The 19,439-nt window shown below is 69.7% G+C and carries 19 protein-coding genes; 8 read left to right on the forward strand and 11 right to left on the reverse strand.

Going from position 1 to position 19,439, the window contains the following annotated elements; genetic code table 11:
• Positions 1–450: 450 nt before the first annotated feature.
• From VZL07_RS01310 to VZL07_RS01320, 3 genes are all read right to left on the reverse strand, one after another.
• The gene (locus VZL07_RS01310; protein ID WP_426753489.1) at positions 451–1,479 is read right to left on the reverse strand and encodes an EGF domain-containing protein; all 1,029 of its coding nucleotides are present in this window, start codon (positions 1,477–1,479) and stop codon (positions 451–453) included.
• 334 nt (positions 1,480–1,813) lie between these two features.
• Entirely contained in the window at positions 1,814–2,101 is a 288-nt protein-coding gene (locus tag VZL07_RS01315; RefSeq protein ID WP_426753490.1) for an SDR family oxidoreductase, read from the reverse strand.
• Between the two features lie 132 nt (positions 2,102–2,233).
• The gene (locus VZL07_RS01320; protein WP_426753491.1) at positions 2,234–2,758 is read right to left on the reverse strand and encodes a hypothetical protein; all 525 of its coding nucleotides are present in this window, start codon (positions 2,756–2,758) and stop codon (positions 2,234–2,236) included.
• Between the two features lie 182 nt (positions 2,759–2,940).
• Here VZL07_RS01320 and VZL07_RS01325 point away from each other — a divergent pair, with 182 nt between their 5' ends.
• On the forward strand, positions 2,941–3,405 hold the full coding sequence (locus VZL07_RS01325) for a hypothetical protein (RefSeq protein ID WP_426753492.1): 465 nt from the start codon (positions 2,941–2,943) through the stop codon (positions 3,403–3,405).
• A gap of 57 nt (positions 3,406–3,462) precedes the next feature.
• Here the strand turns inward: VZL07_RS01325 and VZL07_RS01330 are convergent, their stop codons facing one another.
• The gene (locus tag VZL07_RS01330) at positions 3,463–4,263 is read right to left on the reverse strand and encodes a hypothetical protein (RefSeq protein ID WP_426753493.1); all 801 of its coding nucleotides are present in this window, start codon (positions 4,261–4,263) and stop codon (positions 3,463–3,465) included.
• Between the two features lie 856 nt (positions 4,264–5,119).
• Here VZL07_RS01330 and VZL07_RS01335 point away from each other — a divergent pair.
• Together VZL07_RS01335 and VZL07_RS01340 are read left to right on the forward strand one after the other, a co-directional pair.
• A complete protein-coding gene (locus VZL07_RS01335; RefSeq protein ID WP_426753494.1) occupies positions 5,120–5,515 on the forward strand; it encodes a hypothetical protein in 396 nt (131 codons plus the stop codon).
• Positions 5,516–5,633: 118 nt separating this feature from the next.
• Positions 5,634–6,671 carry a PA0069 family radical SAM protein gene (locus VZL07_RS01340; RefSeq protein ID WP_426757215.1) on the forward strand — a complete coding sequence of 346 codons (1,038 nt, stop codon included), beginning with the start codon at positions 5,634–5,636 and terminating at the stop codon, positions 6,669–6,671.
• A gap of 21 nt (positions 6,672–6,692) precedes the next feature.
• Here VZL07_RS01340 and VZL07_RS01345 read toward each other — a convergent pair whose 3' ends face one another.
• The 3 genes from VZL07_RS01345 to serC form a co-directional block, all read right to left on the reverse strand.
• Entirely contained in the window at positions 6,693–6,941 is a 249-nt protein-coding gene (locus tag VZL07_RS01345; protein WP_426753495.1) for a GlsB/YeaQ/YmgE family stress response membrane protein, read from the reverse strand.
• Positions 6,942–7,123: 182 nt separating this feature from the next.
• Positions 7,124–7,681: a chalcone isomerase family protein gene (locus VZL07_RS01350; RefSeq protein WP_426753496.1), complete on the reverse strand. Its 558-nt coding sequence runs from the start codon at positions 7,679–7,681 to the stop codon at positions 7,124–7,126.
• 41 nt (positions 7,682–7,722) lie between these two features.
• Complete coding sequence (gene serC, locus VZL07_RS01355) at positions 7,723–8,811, reverse strand: 3-phosphoserine/phosphohydroxythreonine transaminase (protein WP_426753497.1); 1,089 nt, start codon at positions 8,809–8,811, stop codon at positions 7,723–7,725.
• Between the two features lie 159 nt (positions 8,812–8,970).
• Between serC and VZL07_RS01360 the strand changes: the two genes are divergently transcribed.
• From VZL07_RS01360 to VZL07_RS01380, 5 genes are read left to right on the forward strand one after another with little or no spacing between them, the layout of a single operon-like run.
• On the forward strand, positions 8,971–9,546 hold the full coding sequence (locus VZL07_RS01360; protein WP_426753498.1) for an RNA polymerase sigma factor: 576 nt from the start codon (positions 8,971–8,973) through the stop codon (positions 9,544–9,546).
• Between the two features lie 6 nt (positions 9,547–9,552).
• On the forward strand, positions 9,553–10,365 hold the full coding sequence (locus VZL07_RS01365; protein ID WP_426753499.1) for a hypothetical protein: 813 nt from the start codon (positions 9,553–9,555) through the stop codon (positions 10,363–10,365).
• Positions 10,366–10,375: 10 nt separating this feature from the next.
• A complete protein-coding gene (locus tag VZL07_RS01370; protein ID WP_426753500.1) occupies positions 10,376–12,016 on the forward strand; it encodes a caspase family protein in 1,641 nt (546 codons plus the stop codon).
• Entirely contained in the window at positions 12,016–13,137 is a 1,122-nt protein-coding gene (locus VZL07_RS01375; RefSeq protein WP_426753501.1) for a carboxypeptidase-like regulatory domain-containing protein, read from the forward strand. The genes VZL07_RS01370 and VZL07_RS01375 overlap by 1 nt, the downstream gene beginning before the upstream one ends.
• Positions 13,138–13,141: 4 nt before the next feature.
• The gene (locus VZL07_RS01380) at positions 13,142–15,937 is read left to right on the forward strand and encodes a PKD domain-containing protein (RefSeq protein WP_426753502.1); all 2,796 of its coding nucleotides are present in this window, start codon (positions 13,142–13,144) and stop codon (positions 15,935–15,937) included.
• Here the strand turns inward: VZL07_RS01380 and VZL07_RS01385 are convergent.
• The 4 genes from VZL07_RS01385 to VZL07_RS01400 all read right to left on the reverse strand — a co-directional run bounded on the left by VZL07_RS01385 (position 15,922) and on the right by VZL07_RS01400 (position 19,356).
• Entirely contained in the window at positions 15,922–16,665 is a 744-nt protein-coding gene (locus VZL07_RS01385) for a DNA-binding domain-containing protein (RefSeq protein ID WP_426753503.1), read from the reverse strand. The two genes, VZL07_RS01380 and VZL07_RS01385, sit on opposite strands and share 16 nt — an antisense overlap.
• Positions 16,662–17,507: a DUF692 domain-containing protein gene (locus VZL07_RS01390; protein WP_426757216.1), complete on the reverse strand. Its 846-nt coding sequence runs from the start codon at positions 17,505–17,507 to the stop codon at positions 16,662–16,664. The genes VZL07_RS01385 and VZL07_RS01390 overlap by 4 nt, the downstream gene beginning before the upstream one ends.
• Positions 17,508–17,612: 105 nt before the next feature.
• Entirely contained in the window at positions 17,613–17,858 is a 246-nt protein-coding gene (locus tag VZL07_RS01395) for a hypothetical protein (protein ID WP_426753504.1), read from the reverse strand.
• 55 nt (positions 17,859–17,913) lie between these two features.
• Positions 17,914–19,356 (reverse strand): hypothetical protein, encoded by a 1,443-nt coding sequence (locus VZL07_RS01400; protein WP_426753505.1) that lies wholly within the window; start codon positions 19,354–19,356, stop codon positions 17,914–17,916.
• Between the last annotated feature and the right edge of the window lie 83 nt (positions 19,357–19,439).

Genomic DNA, 19,439 nt, shown 5'->3' on the forward strand with positions numbered 1-19,439 from the left:
GAGCTCACGAACGCCGCATGGATGGCACGGGCCGCCGCAACCCCGTGCCACGAGTGGTCATCGCGGCCAGCAAACGGGCGCCCAGGAGTGAAACTGGGCCGAGCACCCGCGAGCGATGCTCAGCCCCGATGACTCCCCACGGATTGTGCCACCCGCGTTCCCTCCGGCGGCGGCATGTCGCGCCGCGAGGGACGTGCCCCCTCAGCTCACGAGGTCAGCTGGAGACCACTGGGGTACAACCCGGGGCGCTCCGCGCCGGGCAGGCGAGCGAAGCCCACTGCCTTGAAGCAGACGCCATTCGACGGCGTCTTGCCAGCGGTCCCAATGCCCCACTCCAGCCCTCTCCCACCTGACTCCTTCAGGGCCATCGCCTTGAAGTCCTCCCTCGTCAGGGCCCCGGTTGTCGGAGAAGTTGCTCCTCCCCGTGGGGTCCTGACGATGAGGTTCCCATCACCTTCGCGGTTCCACGTCGTGACCATCTTCACCGGGAAGCGCGCCCAGCACGCAGACTCCCGACGAGCAGGTCTTCGCCGCGGGGCAGACAACGCCGCAGGCGCCGCAGTTTTGCTCATCCGACGTCACATCGACGCACTGTGAGCCGCACTGCATCAGGGGAGCCGAGCAGCCACCGCCCACGCAATCGAAGCCACCAGGCGTGTTCACACACTGCTGGCCCGGCTGGCACGTGGCCGTTCCGTTCGAGCACTCGTCGATGTCACTGCACACCCAGCCATTGCCCCAGTAGCCCGGCTTGCACGTGCAGGTGTAGCTGCCCGGCGTGTTCGTGCAGGATGCATTCACCGAGCACTGGGCGGTGCCATTCGCGCATTCATTGACGTCGCCGCAGATGCTGGGCTGCGTGCCCTGGCAGGTGTAGCCCGGCTCCTGCTGGCAGGTGCTGCTACAGCCGTCCGCCGCCACCCGATTGCCGTCGTCACACTGCTCTCCGGTGCCCACCCGGCCGTCTCCGCAGAAGGCGCCCACGCCGCCACCCGTATCCTCCACGGCGTCCAGGCCGTACAGCGCGGCCAGCCCACTGCGCAGCCGCACGTAGCGGTACGGCGTGGCGTTGCTGAAAGCCACCAGCGTGGAGTGTCTACCGAGTCCCAGGTCCAGCAGGTTCGCCTGCCCCGTGCTGATGACGCTCATGTCGGCACGGAGGAAATCCACCTGGGCAATCACCGCCAGCGAAAGTCCCTGATAATAGATGCGCAGAGGTCCCGTGCCTTCTTCGCCCTGGCCCATGTCCAGCACCAGCGAGCCGCCCAGGAGGCCCAGGAAGGTGGCAACGTGGCCGTCCGGCGCGCCCACGGCGTTGTTCGGGTTGAGGACGGCGATGACGCCGCTCTGGACCACTGCGTCGGCGTAGCGGTCACCCGCCATCGCCGACACCGTGTCCGACGTCCCCTCGTCCTCCACCAGCGCCTCATCGGCAACGAGGAGTTCCTCCTCCAACTCGGGGCCGCACGCGCCCAACATTCCGAACGCCAAGGCCGCACTCAGCCATTGCCACCTGGGGGCCACTCGTCTGCCATTCATTGTCTCGCTCCATTCCACTGGGAGTTGGGGGTCGGCGGCCTGGCATGTAGACAGTCACGGAGGAGAGCCGCCAAAGCAACTTACGCACGAGGGCCCGCCCGAGTTTTAATCACACGTACTCGGCTCGAATTCGCGTATGCCATTGGACAGCATTCCCGCCAGGTATCGCTGCGACGAATACAAGGCGACACCTACCCTGGACACGAAGGCTGAGACTGACGTCCCAACGCGAAACAGCCTTCTCGATTCTCGGGAGTGGAGAGGCGTGAGTCAGTCACGCGCCGGCGGAGCGGACTGACGCAGAAGTGGAGGCCGCCCGCGACGCGGCTCGACGCAAGAGCGAGCTGACGCCGCCATCCACCATCATCGAATGGCCGGTGACCAAGGAGGTTGCATCCGAGCAGAGCCCGAGCACCACGGCCGTCGCCTCGGAGGCGTCACCGATGCGCTGGACGCCCAGGGCGCTCCATTGTGCGGCGTCGCTGCCTGACGCGGCGAGCCGCGCGATGCGATGGCCAATGACGACGAACGACTTCCGGGCCGCTGTGGAGCCCGAAGCCACATCGCCGATATGAGGGGCACGCGGAGGAACCGAGGAGCGCCGCTGGACGGGTGCTCCTCGGGAACGGCATCGCAGGCAGGTTCCAACGCCTGCACGGGCGCTCAATGGAGGGCGCCATTTGGCGGAGAGCCGTCAGTTCTTGACGACGGTGGTGATGGTCAGCGGAGTCGGGGTGCCGATGAAGCTCCCAGCGGTGTTGGTGCACGGCATCGGCACCTGCGAGAAGTCCGCGGCATAGTAGCCGTAGGTGGAGCCATTGCCCTTCTCATAGAACTCATGGCCATCCGGAAGGACCACCTTCCAGACGTAGTTGATGCTCGTGTACTGCGTGGACGACCGCGCCCGGATGACGCCCGTCACCGTGGTCCCCCAGTGGTACGGCGCCACGGCCGGCACCTCGACGGTCTGCGGAGCCGGGGCCCAGTCGAACGTGCTGGAGGGGCCAGAGCTTCCGCCCCAGCCATAGATGAGGAACACGCTGGTTCCCCACGGCAGGTCGTCGTTGCGGTATGTGAGGGTGATCTCCGCCTGCGCGGTGCTGAAGTAGCCGCACGTGTTGAGCACCGTCCGCGCCTGTACCCACTGCGCCCCCGCGAGGGCAGAGGTGGAGGTGAGCAACAGGGCGAGGACGAGCGCGTGGCGGGAAAACCGGGACATGCGAAGACTCCTGGGAGTGGGTTGACAGCCGCGTCCCTCTACCAGAGCCGGCGAATCACTGAAACCCAGACGGGGCCATCCGTCATCGCCACGCTTCAGCCGGATGCCTGCACGCGCTCGTCGCGGAACTGTTCGAATGCCTGTCCGTCACGTGCGACCTCGGTCGTCGCGTACGCCCACGCATGCCTCGCGAACCTCCCATCGTCCTGCCCGTTTCCCTGTCGTTGCTCCGGCACGCGAATCCGTGGGCGCTGCTCCTCGCGAAGGAGGAAGGCTATCCGCTCGCTACCGCGAGCCTCCTCTCCGAGCGCTACGCCCTGAAGAGTGACGAGAAGCCCTTCGTGCGAGAGCTGCTCGACCGCAAGCGAAACCTGTGGGTCTTCCGGTGCGATCAGCGCCGCTTCGCGGGTGACTTCGTCGTCGTGGATATGGCGGAGCCCCGACCCGCGCGGCGCCGGGTGGTGGTGCTCGACCTCAAGATGGGCGCCCCCCTCGTTCTCGGTGGAGGCGGAGCCGGCGTACAGCTCACCCACGCCCAGGACGCGGTGGACGGTGTGGCGGCACGCAAGGGCGTCATCGCACCGGGCACACCGTACGTGCTCGCAACAGGCGACAAGGACGTCATCCTCGCCTACCTGCGCGCGTGACGGCTCGAGTCGCGAGCCCGTGGCGCGTGTTGCGCTCCCACCGCGAGCGAAGACAGCTCAGCGCACCTTGTAGCGAAACGCCCCGGCACCGATGCGACGGAGCTTCCTCTCCCGCTCGGGATTCGACTCGGCCGCGTTCTTGATTTCCTCCTCGCTGAAGATGACGCCGAGCAGCTCCAGCGAGTGGGGATTCTTGATGCGTTCGAGCGCCGTCGCCATCTGCTTGAGGTAGCGCTCCTGCCAGTCCAGCTCGGTCCCTGACTTCAGCTCGTCCGGGGACGTATGCACCATGACGGACAGCTCCGCGAGCAGTCCCATCCGGGCGTACTCGTCCTCGGGCGTGAGCCGCAGCACCTCCTCGAAGTGGTGGATGGCACGCTCCGTCTCGTACTGCTCCGCCAGACAGCGCGCGAGGACGAAGTGCCCCAGCGCGCGCAGGTCCGCGGGCGCGTCCTGAGGCGAGGGCTCCAGGACGTGCCCAAGCGTGCCGACGCAGGCCTGGATGCCGGGCGGGTTGTGGCCAAAGCGGCCCTGCCGGTAGTGCCGGACGCCGCGGACGACCGTCTCGGTCAACGAATCCGCCGCGGTAACGGGCCAGCCCAGTCTTTCCCCGCCCATACCGACGGCGACCGGCAGGGGGGCATCGGGCGGGAGATGAAAGACGACGTTATCTCCCTCCTGCACGTCCTTGAGGTGTCGGGGGGCGTTGAGCAGGATGCCCAGGAAGGCGCCGCTCGCCGCATCATGGGCGATGACGGTCACCCACATCACCTCGTCCTTCATCGGGTCTTCGGACTCCGGATTGGGGAAGAAGACCTGGATGTCGTCCGGTGCCTTCTCGTGGAACCGCCCTTTCATGCGGGGATGGTCCCGCCACACGGAAGCGCGGGCAGCGTCCGCCTCCCCCCACACCACCAACTCGCGCTCCCATCGGGGACGCGGCGCCGGAGAGCTCTCGACCGAAGAAGGCGGCGTGTGGGCGCAGCCGAGAGCCCCCATGACGGCGATGAGGAGACCTGCGGAGGCAGTGCGAAGGGACATGAAAGGATTCCAAGGCAAGGTGTGGTGGAGCCTACGCCACTCCCCGTCCTCATGGAACGCGGGCCGCCGCCCTCACCTCCCGCGCCGCGGTGACGTGAGCAGCACCCGCCCTGACGACATGCGCTTCGAAGGGCATCACCCTCCGCGCGCCTGCACAATCGAAAGCCCCAGCAGCGACTCCACGAAGGCGAAGAGCTTCGAGTCATCCGGCCGAAGGCTGCTCAAGACGATGACCGTCCGGCCGTCATCGAGAACACGCCAGGCAACGCTGCGATAGGCGCCCGAGGTCCCGTCATTCGTCGCGACAGTCAGGGATGCCTTCCCCGCGGCCTCGAAGGTCCGGACGCACCCGACGAGGGCATAGGCCGACTCGGGACGCTCGTTCGACTGACTCGTGGCCCTTGAGGCCCTTCACGACCCGATATTCACCGAGCCGCTTCCTTCGGAGTCCGGACTCGCGAACTCGAAGCAGAGGGCGGAAACAGCGAGGGCTTCAGGCATGCGCGGAAGCTCCGGCGCGTGAACAAACCCAGACAGCCGCTGCGACGCGTCACCCGCAACACAATCATGTTGACCCCACCAGGTGTCAAAAACACACCATTTACAATATATGAAGTCATACACACACAGCGCGAACCCCAATCCTGGGGCAACTCGCAATGAGGGGGAAGCCATGAAGAAGTTCCATACGTTGGGAGTCGTGGGTCTGCTGTCTCTGGCTGCCGTGGGCTGCGGCGGGGAGTACACGCCGGAAGAGGAGCAGGCCCTGCAGCAGCGGGAGCTGGGAGATATGGGGCAGGCCATGGAGTCCGCGTGGATTGACGCAGGCCAGACGCGCGACTTCTCGACCTGGCTGTTCGGCGTGACGCCGTTCTCCATCCAGAACGTCGGTACCGCCCCCACGTCCTACTACGCGTACTGCGGAGGCAATAACATCTCCGGTACTGTTGACGTCGGCCAGACGCACAGCAACCTGAATCTCAACTGCGCGTGGCCCGGGGCGCGGCTCTACGTGAGCAACACGGGGGGCACCGTGGGTGTCCACAAGCTCTACGTCTGGACCTGGTAGCGCGGATTCCAGAGCCCGCCATCCGGATGGAGCACCGGGGAGCCCTCTGCAGGGGGTTCCCCTTCTTCACGCTCGCAGGGCCCTTGACTGAACGTGCTTTCAGGCCCACGGTATGCCTGTGAAGGCGCGCCCCATCGACAATCCGCCCAACCCCTGGGCCAGCACCGCGGTGGAGTACCTGGACGAAATCCCGCCGTCCAAGCTGGAGGTCTTCGAGGACCACAGCCGCCAGGTGCTGTCCCACAACGACAGCCCGGACGTGGGCTTCGACTGGAGCGTCAACCCCTACCGGGGCTGCCTCCATGCCTGTGCGTACTGCTACGCGCGGCCCACGCACCAGTACCTGGACCTGGGCGCCGGCACCGACTTCGAGACGAAGCTGGTGGTGAAGCCGCGCGCGCCGGAGCTGCTGCGCGAGGCTTTCGAGAAGCCCTCCTGGAAGGGTGAGACCGTCGTCTTCAGCGGCGTCACCGACTGCTACCAGCCGCTGGAAGCCTCGCTGCGCCTGACGCGCGGCTGCCTGGAGGTCTGCGCGGAGTACCGCAATCCGGTGGGCATCATCACCAAGGGCGTGCTCATCGAGCGCGACCTGGACGTCCTCCAGCGGCTGGCCCGTGACGCACGGCTGTGGGTGAGCATCAGCCTCCCCTTCTACAATGCCGAGCTGGCCCGGGCCATGGAGCCCTATGCCGCCTCTCCCAGGCGCCGGCTGCTCACCATCCAGCGGCTCACCGAGGCCGGCATCGACGTGGCGGTGTCGGTGGCGCCCATCATCCCGGGCCTCAACGACGAGGACATCCACCGCGTGCTGTCCGCGGCGCGCGAGGCCGGCGCCACGCGCGCGCACCACACGCTGGTGCGCCTGCCCGGCCCGGTGAAGGACGTGTTCGCGGAGCGCCTGCGCGCGAAGCTGCCGCTGCGCGCCGAGCGGGTGCTCCACCGCATCCGCGAGACACGCGGCGGAGAGCTCAACGACAGCCGCTTCAAGCACCGGATGCGCGGTGACGGCCTCTACGCGGAGACCATCCACCGGCTCTTCCAGACGGCGGCGCGCAAGGTGGGCATGCGCGCCTCGTGGGTCACCGAAGCAGCTCCGGACACCTTCCGGCGCCCGGAGCGGAAGCCGCCGCCCACGCCCCAGCTCAGTCTCTTCTGAGCCCGGGCGCGGCGGCGGCCCTCATTTCCGGATGGCCTGGACGATGGTGATGAGGATGACGGAGCCCACCGTCGCCACCAGCAGCGACCAGAGGTTGAAGCCCGTCACCCCCGTCCCGCCCATCATGCTGAAAACCCAGCCGCCAATCATGGCCCCGACGATGCCGGTGGCGATGTTGGCGAACAGGCCCATGCGCGCATTGGTGCCCTTTATGATGCTGGCCAGCCACCCCGCGATTCCACCCAGGACCAGCCACGTGCAGATTCCCATGACGACCTCCTTCGAGCCCTCCGGTTGCTATCAGACCTCCCGCCGGCGTGCAGCGGCGGCCGTCTCCCCCCACCTACGAATGAGCCGCGGAGCCATTGCCCCGCGCCCCTTAAAAACGGCGACGCCCCGTGCCTCGCCTGGGAGACACGGGGCGCCCGCGGCGCAGCGGGTGCGCGCGTCACTCAGTCCTTGCCGAGCATGCCGTCACGCAGGCCGCCGTCCACCGGGCTCTTCCCCACGAAGACGGAGAAGAGCGCGTCGGCGAAGTCCTTGCCCTCGATGGAAATCTCCTTGCCCGACTTGCTCGACACCTGCGTGCCCTGGCCCGGGATGTACGTGAGGAGGAGCTCGTCGCCCTTCTTCACGTCCGGAATGGCCGAGTTGAAGGTGTCCAGCTTGGGCTGGAGCTCCGCCAGCTTCGAGCCCGCGTTCTTCTTGAACCCGTCACCAATGGCCTCGACAATGGTCTTCTTGTCCAGGTCGCGCAGCATGTACATGCGCACGCGCTTCACCTGGTCCGAGCTGATGATGGCCGCGCCGTCCTTCGACGGCGTCTCCAGGTAGAGCCCCGCCGTGTAGACCTTGAACACGAACTTGCTGCGCAGCCCCACGCCGTTGAGCTTGAGCTCCTTGCCGGCGACGGTGGCCGTCTCCGGGTACTTCACCCCCGCGACCTCCTTGGCGAAGGCGGGGACGGCGAACATCAGGGAGAGCACGACGGCGGTCAGCGTGGCTTTCATGAATCCTCCGGGAGTGGGAAATCCGTGCGGTTGGACGCAGCCTAGCCGCGGGTCTTCACGAAGTGGTCCATGAAGGAGACCAGCGTCCGCACATTCTCCACGCTCACCGCGTTGTACATGGAGACGCGGATGCCGCCCGCCGTGCGGTGCCCCTTGAGGCCCACCATTCCCTGCTGCTTTGCGTCAGCGATGAAGGCCGCCTCCAACGCCTCGGTGGGAAGCTGGAAGACAGCGTTCATCATTGAACGGGACTCGCGCTCCACGGGCGCGCGGTAGAAGTCCGGGTATTTGTCGACGAGGCCGTAGACCAGAGCCGCTTTTTCACGGTTCCATTGCTCCAGCTGTCCCAGGCCCCCCACGGACTCCGCCCACTCCAGCACGTTGCGCATCAGGTAGACGGCGAAGGACGGCGGCGTGTTGTAGAGCGAGTTGCTCGCCGCGTGCGTCGCATAGTGGAAGATCTTCGGAACATCCTTGCGCCCGGTGGCGATGAAGTCCTTGTGCGCCAGGACCACCGTCACGCCCGAGGGCCCCACGTTCTTCTGTGCCCCCGCGTAGATGAGGCTGAAGCGGCTCACGTCGAACTTCCGCCAGAGGAAGTCCGAGCTCATGTCCGCCACCAGTGGCACGCTCCCCACGTCCGGGAACGACTGCCACTGCGTGCCGAAGATGGTGTTGTTGCTCGTCATGTGGACGTAGGCGGCCTTCGGGTCCAGCGCGAGCTCCTCCTGGCGCGGCACGCGGGTGTAGCGCTTGTCGGGCCGCACCGTGGTCGCGGCAACCCGAGGGACGCCGAAGAACTTGGCCTCCTCGAAGGCCTTCTCGCTCCACACGCCCGTCATGATGTAGTCCGCGCTCGCGCCGGGCGGCAGGAAGTTCATGGGCACCTGCGCGAACTGGTGCGACGCGCTCGCCGCCATGAAGAGGACCTGGTGGGTATCCGGAACACCGAGCAGCCTGGACACCAGGGCGAGGGCCGCCTCGTGAACGGCCATGTACTCCGGGCTCCGGTGGCTGTGCTCCAGCACCGACATGCCGGTCCCCTCGAAGTCGAGCAGTTCGTCACGGGCGCGCTCGAGCGCGGGCAGGGGCAGACTTGCGGGGCCGGGATTGAAGTTGATGACGCGCATGGCAGTGTCCTTTAGGGAGATGAACAGCCGTGGAGGCATTCTTCTCCCCACCGCCCCCCTCTGTGCCAGCGGGAAGAAGTCCACCCGTCTGCCCGCTGGGGGACGGGGGTGTTCACCGGCACTGTGGCCGGCGGTCGTTCGCGAGGGTCTGGAGGACAGGTGGCTGCGTCAGAGGGACTGACGGAGTGGGTACGGCGGGCATCGCAGGGGGAGGCGTCTGCCTACAGCGAGCTCTATCGGCGCATGCGCCCGCTGGTGGCGCGCTTGGTGGGTGGTTTCACGCCGCTCGACGCGGATGAGGTGGAGGACGTCATCCAGGAGACCTTCGTCCGGGCGTTCCGGGCGCTTCCTCGGCTGAAGGAGCCGGGGGCGTTCGAGCCCTGGCTGCTGTCCATCGCCCGCAACCGGGCCCGGACACGGCTGGAGCGGAAGTCCAGCACCCGGCGACTGGAGGAGGACGTGGCGGACCCGGAACCCGAGACGGTCCCCCACATTCCCGAGGCACTCCAGCTCGAGCGCGACATCGAGGTGGTGCGGCGGCTCATCGCGGAGCTGCCCGAGGGCGAGGAGAAACGGACGGTGCACCTTTTCTACATTGAGGGTGAACTGTCCGCGCGAGAGATTGCGGAGAAGCTGGGCGTGGGAAAGAGCGCGGTGACGATGCGGCTGGAGCGGTTCCGGTCTCGAATCAAGCGAGAGCTGCTGCGGCGAGTCCTCGCCGGCCGGTGGGAGTGAGTGCTCATGAGACACCTGGATGACGCATGCCTGCGCGCCCTGGCCCGCCGTGAGCCGGAGACGGTGGCGTACTTCGCGGAGCATCTGGCGCACCCGTGCGAGACGTGCGAGGCCTTCCTCGCCACGCACCCAGGCCCGGACCTGCTCGATGGACAGGTGGACGCGCTGCTCCTGGGCCTCTCCCAGCGCGCGACCACGGACGCCCCGCTGGACGAGGTGGGCCTGGCGCGGATCCGCCGCGCGCTGCGCGGGCCCTGGCGGCATGCCCGGAGCTGGGGGCTGGCGGCGGGAGGAATCGCCGCCTGTCTGCTGGCCGTGGTGCTCGTGCCGCGCATGCGGGCGGAGGACCCCGCCATCCAAGCCGGCACGGCGGCGCGGTGGACGGGGGAAAAGGGAACGACGCCGCGTCTCGCGCTGGAGCTGTCCGTGGCGGCGCGCGACGGTGAGGGGGTGCTGCGGCGCCTGGACCCGGGCAGCCCGGTGGCGGACTCGGATGTGCTGCTCCTGCGCTACCACGCCACCGAGGCCGGTACCGCCCTGCTCTTCGAGCAGCGGGAGGGCCAGCCCGCGGAGCTGCTGGGCCACTTCCCCATCAAGGCGGGAACCCATGATTTACGGGGAGCGCAGGGGCTCGCCGGGGTGAGCCTGGCGGGTGAGACTGGCTCGGTGACCCTGTGGCTGGTGGGCACCGCGGGGGAGGCGCCCCCGGCCGAAGTGGTGAAGGAACTGTTGGAGGGCGACAACGACGGCTGGGAGCATGCCGCACTGGCAGTGATCCGGTTCGACGTCAGCGTGGGAAGCAGTCAGAATCGTCCCTGAACGGTTCCTCGTGAGGCGACTCCTTCCCATCCTGCTGACGTGCATGGCCGCGTGCGCGGCGCCCTCCTCGCGGGAGAAGGGCGGCCTGGTGCCTCTCGAGCTCGATGAGGCCTCGCTCTCCAGCGCCTACCAGCCGCGGCGGATGGCGCTGCTGGTGGGCATCTCCTCGTTCGACGACCCGCGCTGGCAGGGGCTGCGCTACACCGGCAAGGATGCCCGGGACCTCGCCGCGGCCTTCCGGGACCCGGCGCGCGGCCGTTTCGACCAGGTCCGGGTGCTCACCCGCCCCGAGGAGACGACGCGCGACGCCATCCTCGCGGCGCTCCGCCGGCTGAAGAAGGAGGCGAACCGGCCGGACGACGTGGTGGTCGTCTACTTCTCCGCGCACGGCACGCTGGCCCGCGACGCCCGGGGCGAGCTGCGGCGCTACCTCGTCACGAAGGACGCGTCGTACCGCAACATCCCCCAGACGGCGCTGAGCATGGACGCGCTGAAGGCGGAGTTCGACGGGCTGGCCAGCCGGCGGCGGCTGCTGGTGCTGGCCACCTGCCACAGCGGCAGCGGCAAGTCGTTGCTGCCCAAGGAGCTGAAGGCGGAGCTGGCCGGCATCAAGGCCGGGTTCTACGCCCGTCCCCTGGAGGAGTCGTCGCGCGCGTCCATGGTCTTCGCCGCCTGCGACTGGGGCGAGACGGCGCGCGAGGACGAGAGCCTGCGCAACGACATCTACACCCACTTCCTCATCGACGGACTGGGCGGCGCGGCCGACCGCAACGGCGACGGCGCCGTCACCGCCACCGAGGCCCATGACCACGCACGCCGCCGCACCTTCGCCTTCACCGAGGGACGGCAGCGGCCGTCGGCGGAAATCCTGGAGGTGGGCGCGGACCCGGTGGTGCTGTCCGGCAGCATCACCCGGACGGGCCGCCCCGAGCTGTTCTCCTACAACCCGCGCCTGGACGGCTTCACGCTGAAGGTGGATGGCGAGCCCCGCACGGAGCTGCCCGGCGGCGCGGCGGTGACGCCCGGCAAGCGGACGGTGGAGCTGACCAAGGGCGACGCCATCCTCATGCGGCGGGAGGTGGACGTGGGTGAAGGGGCCCGACTGCCCCTGGAGCGGCTGCTGGCGGAAGCCTTTCCCCGCCGCTCGCTGTCGCTGCTCGGCGGGATGTTCTCCTTCGTGGACGCCCGGAGCCGCGCCGAGCTGCTGCCCCTGTCGCCCGAGGTGGCGCTGTCACTGCGACTGGAGGACCAGCCGCTCCAGGACTTCGGACTGCTCTTCGACGTGGCCTTCAGCACCGGCCGGCGGGCCCTCCAGCTCACCCCCGGGAGCGAGCTGCCCTTCCGATACACCACGTTCTCCGTGGGCACGGCCCTGCCCTATCTGTGGCGATGGAATCGGCTGACGCTGTTCGCCGGCCCCCGTGTGGCCGGCCTGTACCTGAGGCGGTCCTTTGACGTAGACGCTGCTTCCCAGGGGCAACGGTACTTCACCGTCAGCCCGGGCGTGGTGGGCGGAGTCGTATGGCGGGTGGGCGAGCGGTTGGAGCTGACGACACAGGCTCAGCTCATGTTGACGTACGTCGTCGTGGACGGGCAGGGGCAGGCCGTGGGGTTCACGGGTGGCTGGGCCGGCGCGGGATATCGGTTCTGATGCGCTCAAACTTCATTGCGGTGACCGCCCTGGTGGTGTCGGGGGCGGTGGCCTGCGGAAACCTGGAGAACGCTCCCTTCCGCGTGGGCACCGTGCATGGGCAACTCACGGAGAGCGACACCTCCGTGGCACTGGTGTCCCTGGTGGGGCAGCCGGGCGTGAGCAGCCACGTCGCCGAGGACGGGCGCTTCACGCTGGAGGACGTCCCCGCGGGCCCCGCCGAGCTGTTCATCGTCGCCACCGCCGAGAAGGCCGCGCGCGTCCAGGTGGAGGTGCTGGGCGGCCAGTCCGTGCATGTCGAGCCAGTGGCCCCGACGCCCGCGGGCTTCTTCGACATGCGGGTGAGGACGACCAACGGCTTCCGCCTGTCGGCGGCGGAGGTCTCCGTCGAAGGCACGCCCTTCCAGCGCCTGCTGCTGGATGCGCAGGGACGGCTGCGCGTGGGCCCCCTGCCGAACGGGTGTTACACGGTGTCGGTGTCGGCGAGGGGCTTCCCGACCACGCTCATCGAAGGCTGTGCGGGCCCGGGCGAGAGGAAGGAGGTCAAGGTCGACCTGGCGGTGGACGACGAGCTGCTCGAGCAGGGCTGCGAGGCGGTCGGCTGTGAGGACGGCCTGGTCTGCGCGCCGAACAAGAAATGCCTCGAGTGCTTCGGCAACTCGCACTGTGGCGAAGGCCTGTCGTGCCGGGGCAACCGCTGCGAGGGCCCCGGCCCCCTGTGCGCGCCCTGCACCGGTGACTGGCAATGCGCCCCCGGCACGCACTGCGAGGTGCTGCCCGAGGGAAGCGCGGCCTGTGTGGCCCGGTGTGGCGGCGATGATGACGTCCCCTCCGTCGCGCGGGCGGGCAGGGGCGAGGCGTATGCGACAGGCTGTCACGCGGGCTTCACCTGCGAGTCGGGCCGGTGCCTGCCGGATGCCGCGCGCTTCGCGGGATGCCACGCCCTGCGCCAGATGGACGCGCCTTGCACCAGCAACGCGAGCTGCCATGAGCTGGGGCTGAAGGACGGTATCTGTGACAGGGGCGCGTGCACGGTGACGTGCATGGAAGACAGCGACTGCCCTGGAGACAGGCACTGCGGCACCTCGGCCGCGGGCCGCATCTGCCAGCCGAGGACATGACGCCGTGGCCCACCTCACCACCACGACGCTCCGGCTCGTGCTGGTGGTGCTGGGCGCGTCCGTGGCGTGGGCCTGCGGGTCCGGGCCACGCCCCGCCTCGGCGGACCCCAGCAATACCCCGCCCCGCCTCGCGCTCCACCGGGGCTCGGAGCTCACCGTCGTGCGCGTGGGACAGTCCGTCGAGTTGGAGGCGGTGGTTCACGACGCGGAGGAAGGCGGCGCGCTCGCCGACAGCGTGCTGTGGGTGTCGTCGGTCGAAGGTCAGCTCGCCCGTGGCGCGCGGGCCACACTCGTCTTCACCGAGCCGGGGGAACAGCGGCTGACGGCCTCGGTGGTGGACGCTGGCGGTCTGGCCGCGAGCGCGTCGCTCACCTTGACCGTCCTCGCGCGGGGCGCGCCCGTCACCACCGTGCTCCGGCCGGCCCCTGGCAGCACCTTCAACCTGGGTGAGGTGCTGCTCTTGGAGTGCGAGGCCCTGACGGAGCGCGGCGTGCGGCTGCGAGGGCGCGCCGTGCAATGGGCCTCCGCCCTGTCGGGTCCGCTGCCAACCGGCGATGTGGTGCGGGCGGCGCTGTCGGTCGCGGGCGAGGACACGCTCCGTTGCACGGCAGTGGATCCGGAGTCGGGCGTCTCCGCCACGGCGGCCGTGCGCGTCACGGTCCGCGCCACGCGAGCGCCCACCGTGCGCATCACCCGGCCCGAGCCAGCCTCCGAGGTGTTCGTGAAGCAGGGCGAGGCCCCACCCCATGGCACCACCGTCCGCTTCCAGGCCACCGCCCAGGACTTCCACACCGAAGGTGGCGCGGGGAACCTGGACGACGCCGTGGAATGGACGCTGGCGCCAGGTGGCCTGCCGCTGGGCCGTGGCCCCACGCTGACGCATACCTTCACCGCGCCTGGCGACTACACGGTGACGGCGCGGGTGGTGGACTGCCAGGGGAACACCGCCACGGCCAGCGTCCGCGTGCGGCAGGTCACCAACCTGCCGCCTCGCTGCGAGATGGAGCTCCCCGCCAGCGAGAGCCCGCGCCTGCTGCTCGACGTGCCGAGCCCGCTGCGCGCCCGCTGCGTGGACCCGGAGACGGAGCAGCCCCTCCAGCCCGTCTGGGCCACCAGCGCGGGGCCCAGGCGCCTGGGCGCGGGCGAAGCCGTGAGCGCCGTGCTGCCTGTGGCCGGTGCCCAGGTGCTGTCCGCCTGCGCCGTGGACCCGGAGGACGCCACGCTGCGCGGCTGCGTGGAGCGGCCCGTGCGCGTCATCGTCAACGCCCCGCCCACGGACTGCGCCATCCAGGCTCCCCTTCCTGACACCGTGGTGAACGCGGGCGTGCCGCTGGCGCTCCAGGGCTCGGCTTCAGACGCCGAGGACGCGCGAACGGGCCTGCGCTACACGTGGATGTCCTCACGGGACGGCGCGCTGGCACAGGGGGCGAGCACAAAGACGGTGCGCCTGGCCACGCCGGGCCGCCATGTGCTGACGCTCACCGCGACGGACCCATGGGGCCTGGCCTGCGCGGCCACCGTGGCCGTCCACGTGAATGGCGCGCCCGAGGTGCGGGTGGAGGGTGCGCTACAGGGCCTCCTCGACTGCGGCCGGGTCCCCTGCGTGGAGGGACAGCCCGTGCTCCTCTCCGGCTACGCGAGGGCGGTAACGAGTTCGGGCAGCATCGCCGAGCTGACGTGGCGGGACAGCCTTGCTGGAAGCCTGATGTCCGTCGGCGCTCCGCCCTTGCCTTCCGCGACGCTGGCCCTCCCCCGCGCGGGGCGGCACACGACGGTGCTGACCGCCAAGGAGGCTGGGGGGGCGGTGGGCCGGGCCGCGGCCTCCTTCACGGTGCTGCCGCCGGGACACACACGATTGCTGGAGGAGGTGGGCGACACCGAGCGGCCGGTGGTCGCCCTGGCGCTCGCCAGTGATGGGCTCCGCCATGTGGACGGCACTTCGCCGTGGGTCTACGGGGCCGCCTCCGCCCCGGCGCTGGCGGTGAGCGCGCCGGCGCTCTCGCTCTTCGCGCTGAGGGGGACAGGGGAGGAGACGCTCTTCGTGGGCACCGAGGGCGCCAGCGTCCACCGGTGCGTGCGCGGCGCTTGCTCGCGCCATGCGGGGGCCATGCTGGGCGCGGCGGATGCGGCGGTGACCGCGCTGGCCGCGTGGGAGTCCCCGGACCTGCTGCTGCTGGGCACGCGAAAGGGGCTCGTGCTCACGCGCGCGAGCGACCCCTCCGCGGGGGGACGCGCGGGCACGGTGGGCGGACGCCGCCTGCTGCAAGGTCGCGAGGTGCGGCAGCTCGTCGTCTCTCCGACGTCCACCGAGGACGCGGTGAAGGCATGGGCCGCCACCTCCGCGGGCCTGGCGGAAATCACCATCTGGGCGGAGGAGGACTTCGAGCCCGCGCTCGCCGCCGTCGCGGTGGTGCTCCACACGCCGCCCGCCGTCCCTGACGATGACATCCTGTCCGTGGCCGTGGGGCCCGAGGGCCAGGTATTCGCCGGCACCCGGAAGGGCTTCAGTGCGTTGGGGCAGCCCGGCCCGGCCCTGCGGGATGCACCATGGGGACTCCAGGACGAGGAGATTCGCGCGCTCCACTTCGAGCGGCAGTCCCTGGAGGGGCGCGCGCACGACATCCTCTGGGCCGGAACGAACGGAGGCCTGGTCCGCCATGACCTGACGGCGGACATCGTCACCCACTTCGGCACGGAAGAAGGGCTGCCGGCCCCGGGCGTGAACACACTGCTGCTCAACCCCGAAGGCGCGCTCTACGTCGGCACTGCCCAGGGCCTGGTGCGCTACCCCTGGGACTGAGCACTCGACGCGGGGAGGAACACCAGCCCGTCCTGGGCGTGGCGGGCCACCGTGGCGCGCAGCTCGGCCTCCGGCATGCCCGTGGCGCTCACCACGTCCTCAAGGGGCAGCCCCTCCACCGCCATCTTCAGCACCAGCAACGCGGGTGGCGTGGCGGCCATGTAGAACGTCTTCAACTGCTCCGGGTGCCGCCACAGCAGTGCCAGCTCCGCCCCGGCCTCCGGTGCCGCCGGGGCGCCTCGGGCGCGCACGTAGGCGCAGAGGCGGAAGCCGTGCTCCAGCACGACCAGCGTGGGATTGGCCGTCAGCCGCGCCACGCATTCGGGGCCGGCGTCCTCGGCCGCGTACACGGCGAAGTCGGTCCACTCGAAGCGCGCCAGGGCGGCGACGAAGGGCGCCAGCCCCCGTGGGGCCGATGTGTCGGCGACGAAGGCGGGAAAGCCCTCGCACAGGTGATTGAGCTCGTGGTGACGCGCGGGCCGCGTCCGCGTGAAGCCCTCCACCAGTGCGTCCCACGCGCCCTGCCCCACCGCCTTGCGCGTCAGCGGAAACACCTTCTCCAGCGCCGCGCGCACGTGGCCCACCACGAAGTCCCCGTAGAGCGCCACCCGCTCGCGCGGTGCCTCCCAACCCGGGTGCCGGGCATACAACGCGGACAGGGACTCCGGACCCGGCCGGGCGAGGTACGCGCCCATGCTGTCGAAGAAGTCCCGCAGGGAGGGTTTCATCGTCCAGCAACCTCCCCCAGCACGGCCCGCGCGGCGTCCGCCTCGTCGAGCACCGCGTCCATGGAAGGAATGTCCTGGTCCCACTCGATGAGCGTCGCCACCGGGCCCGTGCGCGCCAGCACGTAGCGATACAGCGCCCACACGTCGCCGCAGACGCGGTCACCATGCGTGTCCACGATGACGTCCGGGTAGCGTGTGTGGCCGGCCAGGTGAATCTGCACCACGCGCTCCAGCGGCAGCGCGTCGATGAAGGCGCGCGCGTCGTAACCGTGGTTGAGCGCGTTGACGTAGACGTTGTTCACGTCCAGCAGCAGGCCGCAGTCCGCCTGCTCGACGACGTGCCGGAGGAAGTCGGCTTCCTGGAGCGTGCCGCCGGGCATGCGCGCGTAGTAGCTGGGGTTCTCCAGCAGGAAGGGACGCCCGACCCGGGCCATCACCTCGCGCACGCGGGGCACGACGTGCTCCACCGCGGCCTCGCTGAAGGGCAGCGGCAGCAGGTCATGCAGATACACGCCGTCCAGCCGTGAATAGCAGAGGTGGTCCGAGAAGAAGGGCGCATCCACCCGCTTCACCAGCGCCGCCAGGCCGCGGACATAGTCCTCGTCCAGCGCATCCGGCCCGCCGATGTTCAACCCCACGCCGTGGGGCAGCACGGGCCACCGCTCCGCGCAGGCGTCCAAGGCGCGCTGCGAGCGCCCGCCCAGCGCCAGGAAGTTCTCCGGGATGATCTCCACCCAGTCGAGCGCGCGCTGCGTGCGCGGCAGCTCCGCATAGAAGCTCCTCCGCAGCCCGATGCCCGCCCCCAGCGGCCTCAACCCATGTCGCTGCGCATACGTCACCACCACGGCGGGAGCCCTCTTCCGGAGCAGAAGAACAGCCCGGGCGGCGGCAGACATTTCCGACCGCCCGGAAGCCACAGGGCCCGGCCTTCACCAGGCCCGCGGCCACTACTCCTGCTTCTGGCCGCCGCAGGAGCCGGAGCCGCACGAGCCGGCGCCACAGCTGCCCTCGGCGCCCTTCTCCTCGGTCGCGGCGGGAGCGGCCTCCTGCGACTCGGTCGCGCCGCTGCTCTCGGCGCCCGTCTCCTCCGCCGTGGCGGGCTCGACCTCCGCCGACTTCTTGGTGGCGCAACCGGTCGCCAGCGAGGCCAGGGACAGGGTGCCGACAACCGCTGCAAGAGCCTTGACGTTCATGACTGGGTACTTCCTTTCGGTACTGCGTGGGGGGTGTGCGGGGTCGTGGATGCATTCAGGGTGTTTCGCCGTGGCTGCGCCGACCGACCACCGAATCACGCAACAGACTGTCTCGACCTGGGATGAGCGAGACGCCGTTGGGTCCATCCTGGACACCCAGCGCTTCTAGCAGACCCGCCTGTTCCGCAAAAGCAGGCCGCCGCAAGTGCCGCTCCAACAGAGCATTGAAAAGCGGCTGTCCGGCAATGGCATCCACCGCCGCGCCGAAAGCACCCAAGGTGGAGGAACTTCCACGCCGCGCGAGCCACTCCAGGACGTCATCCAGGCCCCGCGTGTTTCCAGTGAGACGGCGCAATTCCACGTCGACATGCAACGCGAACAGCGCTCCCGTCCAATAGACAGCGAGCGAAAAGCCGTCCTGAGACACGGCCTCTTCCATGGTCCGCGTCTCGTTCCCTTCGCGTCCGCGCGCGAAGCCGCCCACCAGCTCCGTCCAGGCCTGTAGCGCGTCCTGGCGTCCGGAGCGGGCGCGGGCGACCTCGGTGTAGTAGGTGGCCAGCCCCTCCGACAGCCACGGCACGCGGGGGAGGAAGACGGGGTGGGCCAGGTGCAGCATCTCGTGCACGGCCACCCAGTCCCGCTCGAAGTCCTCGGGCCACGCCTCCTGCCCCACGCTGATGGAGATGCTGGGCGGCGAGCTCCAGCGCACCATGCCGAAGACGCTGGGGCCCGGGTGGCCCGGCACGGGGATGACGCGCACGGTGATGCGTGGATGGGGAAAGCCGCGCCGCACGGTACGGACCTCCTCGGCGGCCTTGCCCAGCCACGTACAGACCGCCGCATCGCTCAGGTGCGTGAAGTGCCCCAGGATGGCCACGTCCAGCACGGCGTCCGGCAGCCGCACCTGGCATCGGCGCCCGCCGAAGCCATGGAAGCCCGAGTCCACCAGGTCCTCGCCCCGCAGGTGGTAGATGCCATGCGCGTCGGGGTGCCACGGGAGCAGCGCCTCGGCGCCGGACAGCGAGAGCTCCACGCGCATCCCCGGCGTCACCACCAGCGGCCGGATGAGATAGACGCGGCCCGCGACGTGGCGTGCGTCTCCCTCTCCCGAACCTTGAAAGAAGTCCGGCCCCCGCTCGCGGATGAACGCATCCAGCGCGTAGCGGTAGCGCAGGACGCGGGTGCCCCGGGGCAGCGAGACGCGACCGTCCTCCACGGTCAGCGTGCGGACGCCACCATCCTCCCGATGCGCGGACACCGTCTTCACGGCGCCCGGCTGGCTGAAGAGGAAGTCGCGAGGGGCGCCCCGGGCCAGCACCACCTCCACGTCCAGGGCGTGCTCGGGCACGCGCACGTAGGTGAGGTGGTAGCGCAGCGCCGCGGGCGCCTCCGACGCGCGTTGACGCCCGGACGCCCGGCAGGACACGAGCCCCAGTCCGAGCAGGATGACAGTGACGGCGAGCCACCCTGGCCGCGGCCGACCCAGCACAGCCTTCATAGGGATGGCAGCGTGACGCATGGCGCGGCGGACGTGAACCCCGCCCTCACGTCGCGGGGATGGAGGCCGACACTTGTCTGGCG

The sequence above is a fragment of the Pseudomyxococcus flavus genome (genome assembly GCF_050038885.1).
GTDB classification, from domain to species: domain Bacteria; phylum Myxococcota; class Myxococcia; order Myxococcales; family Myxococcaceae; genus Myxococcus; species Myxococcus flavus.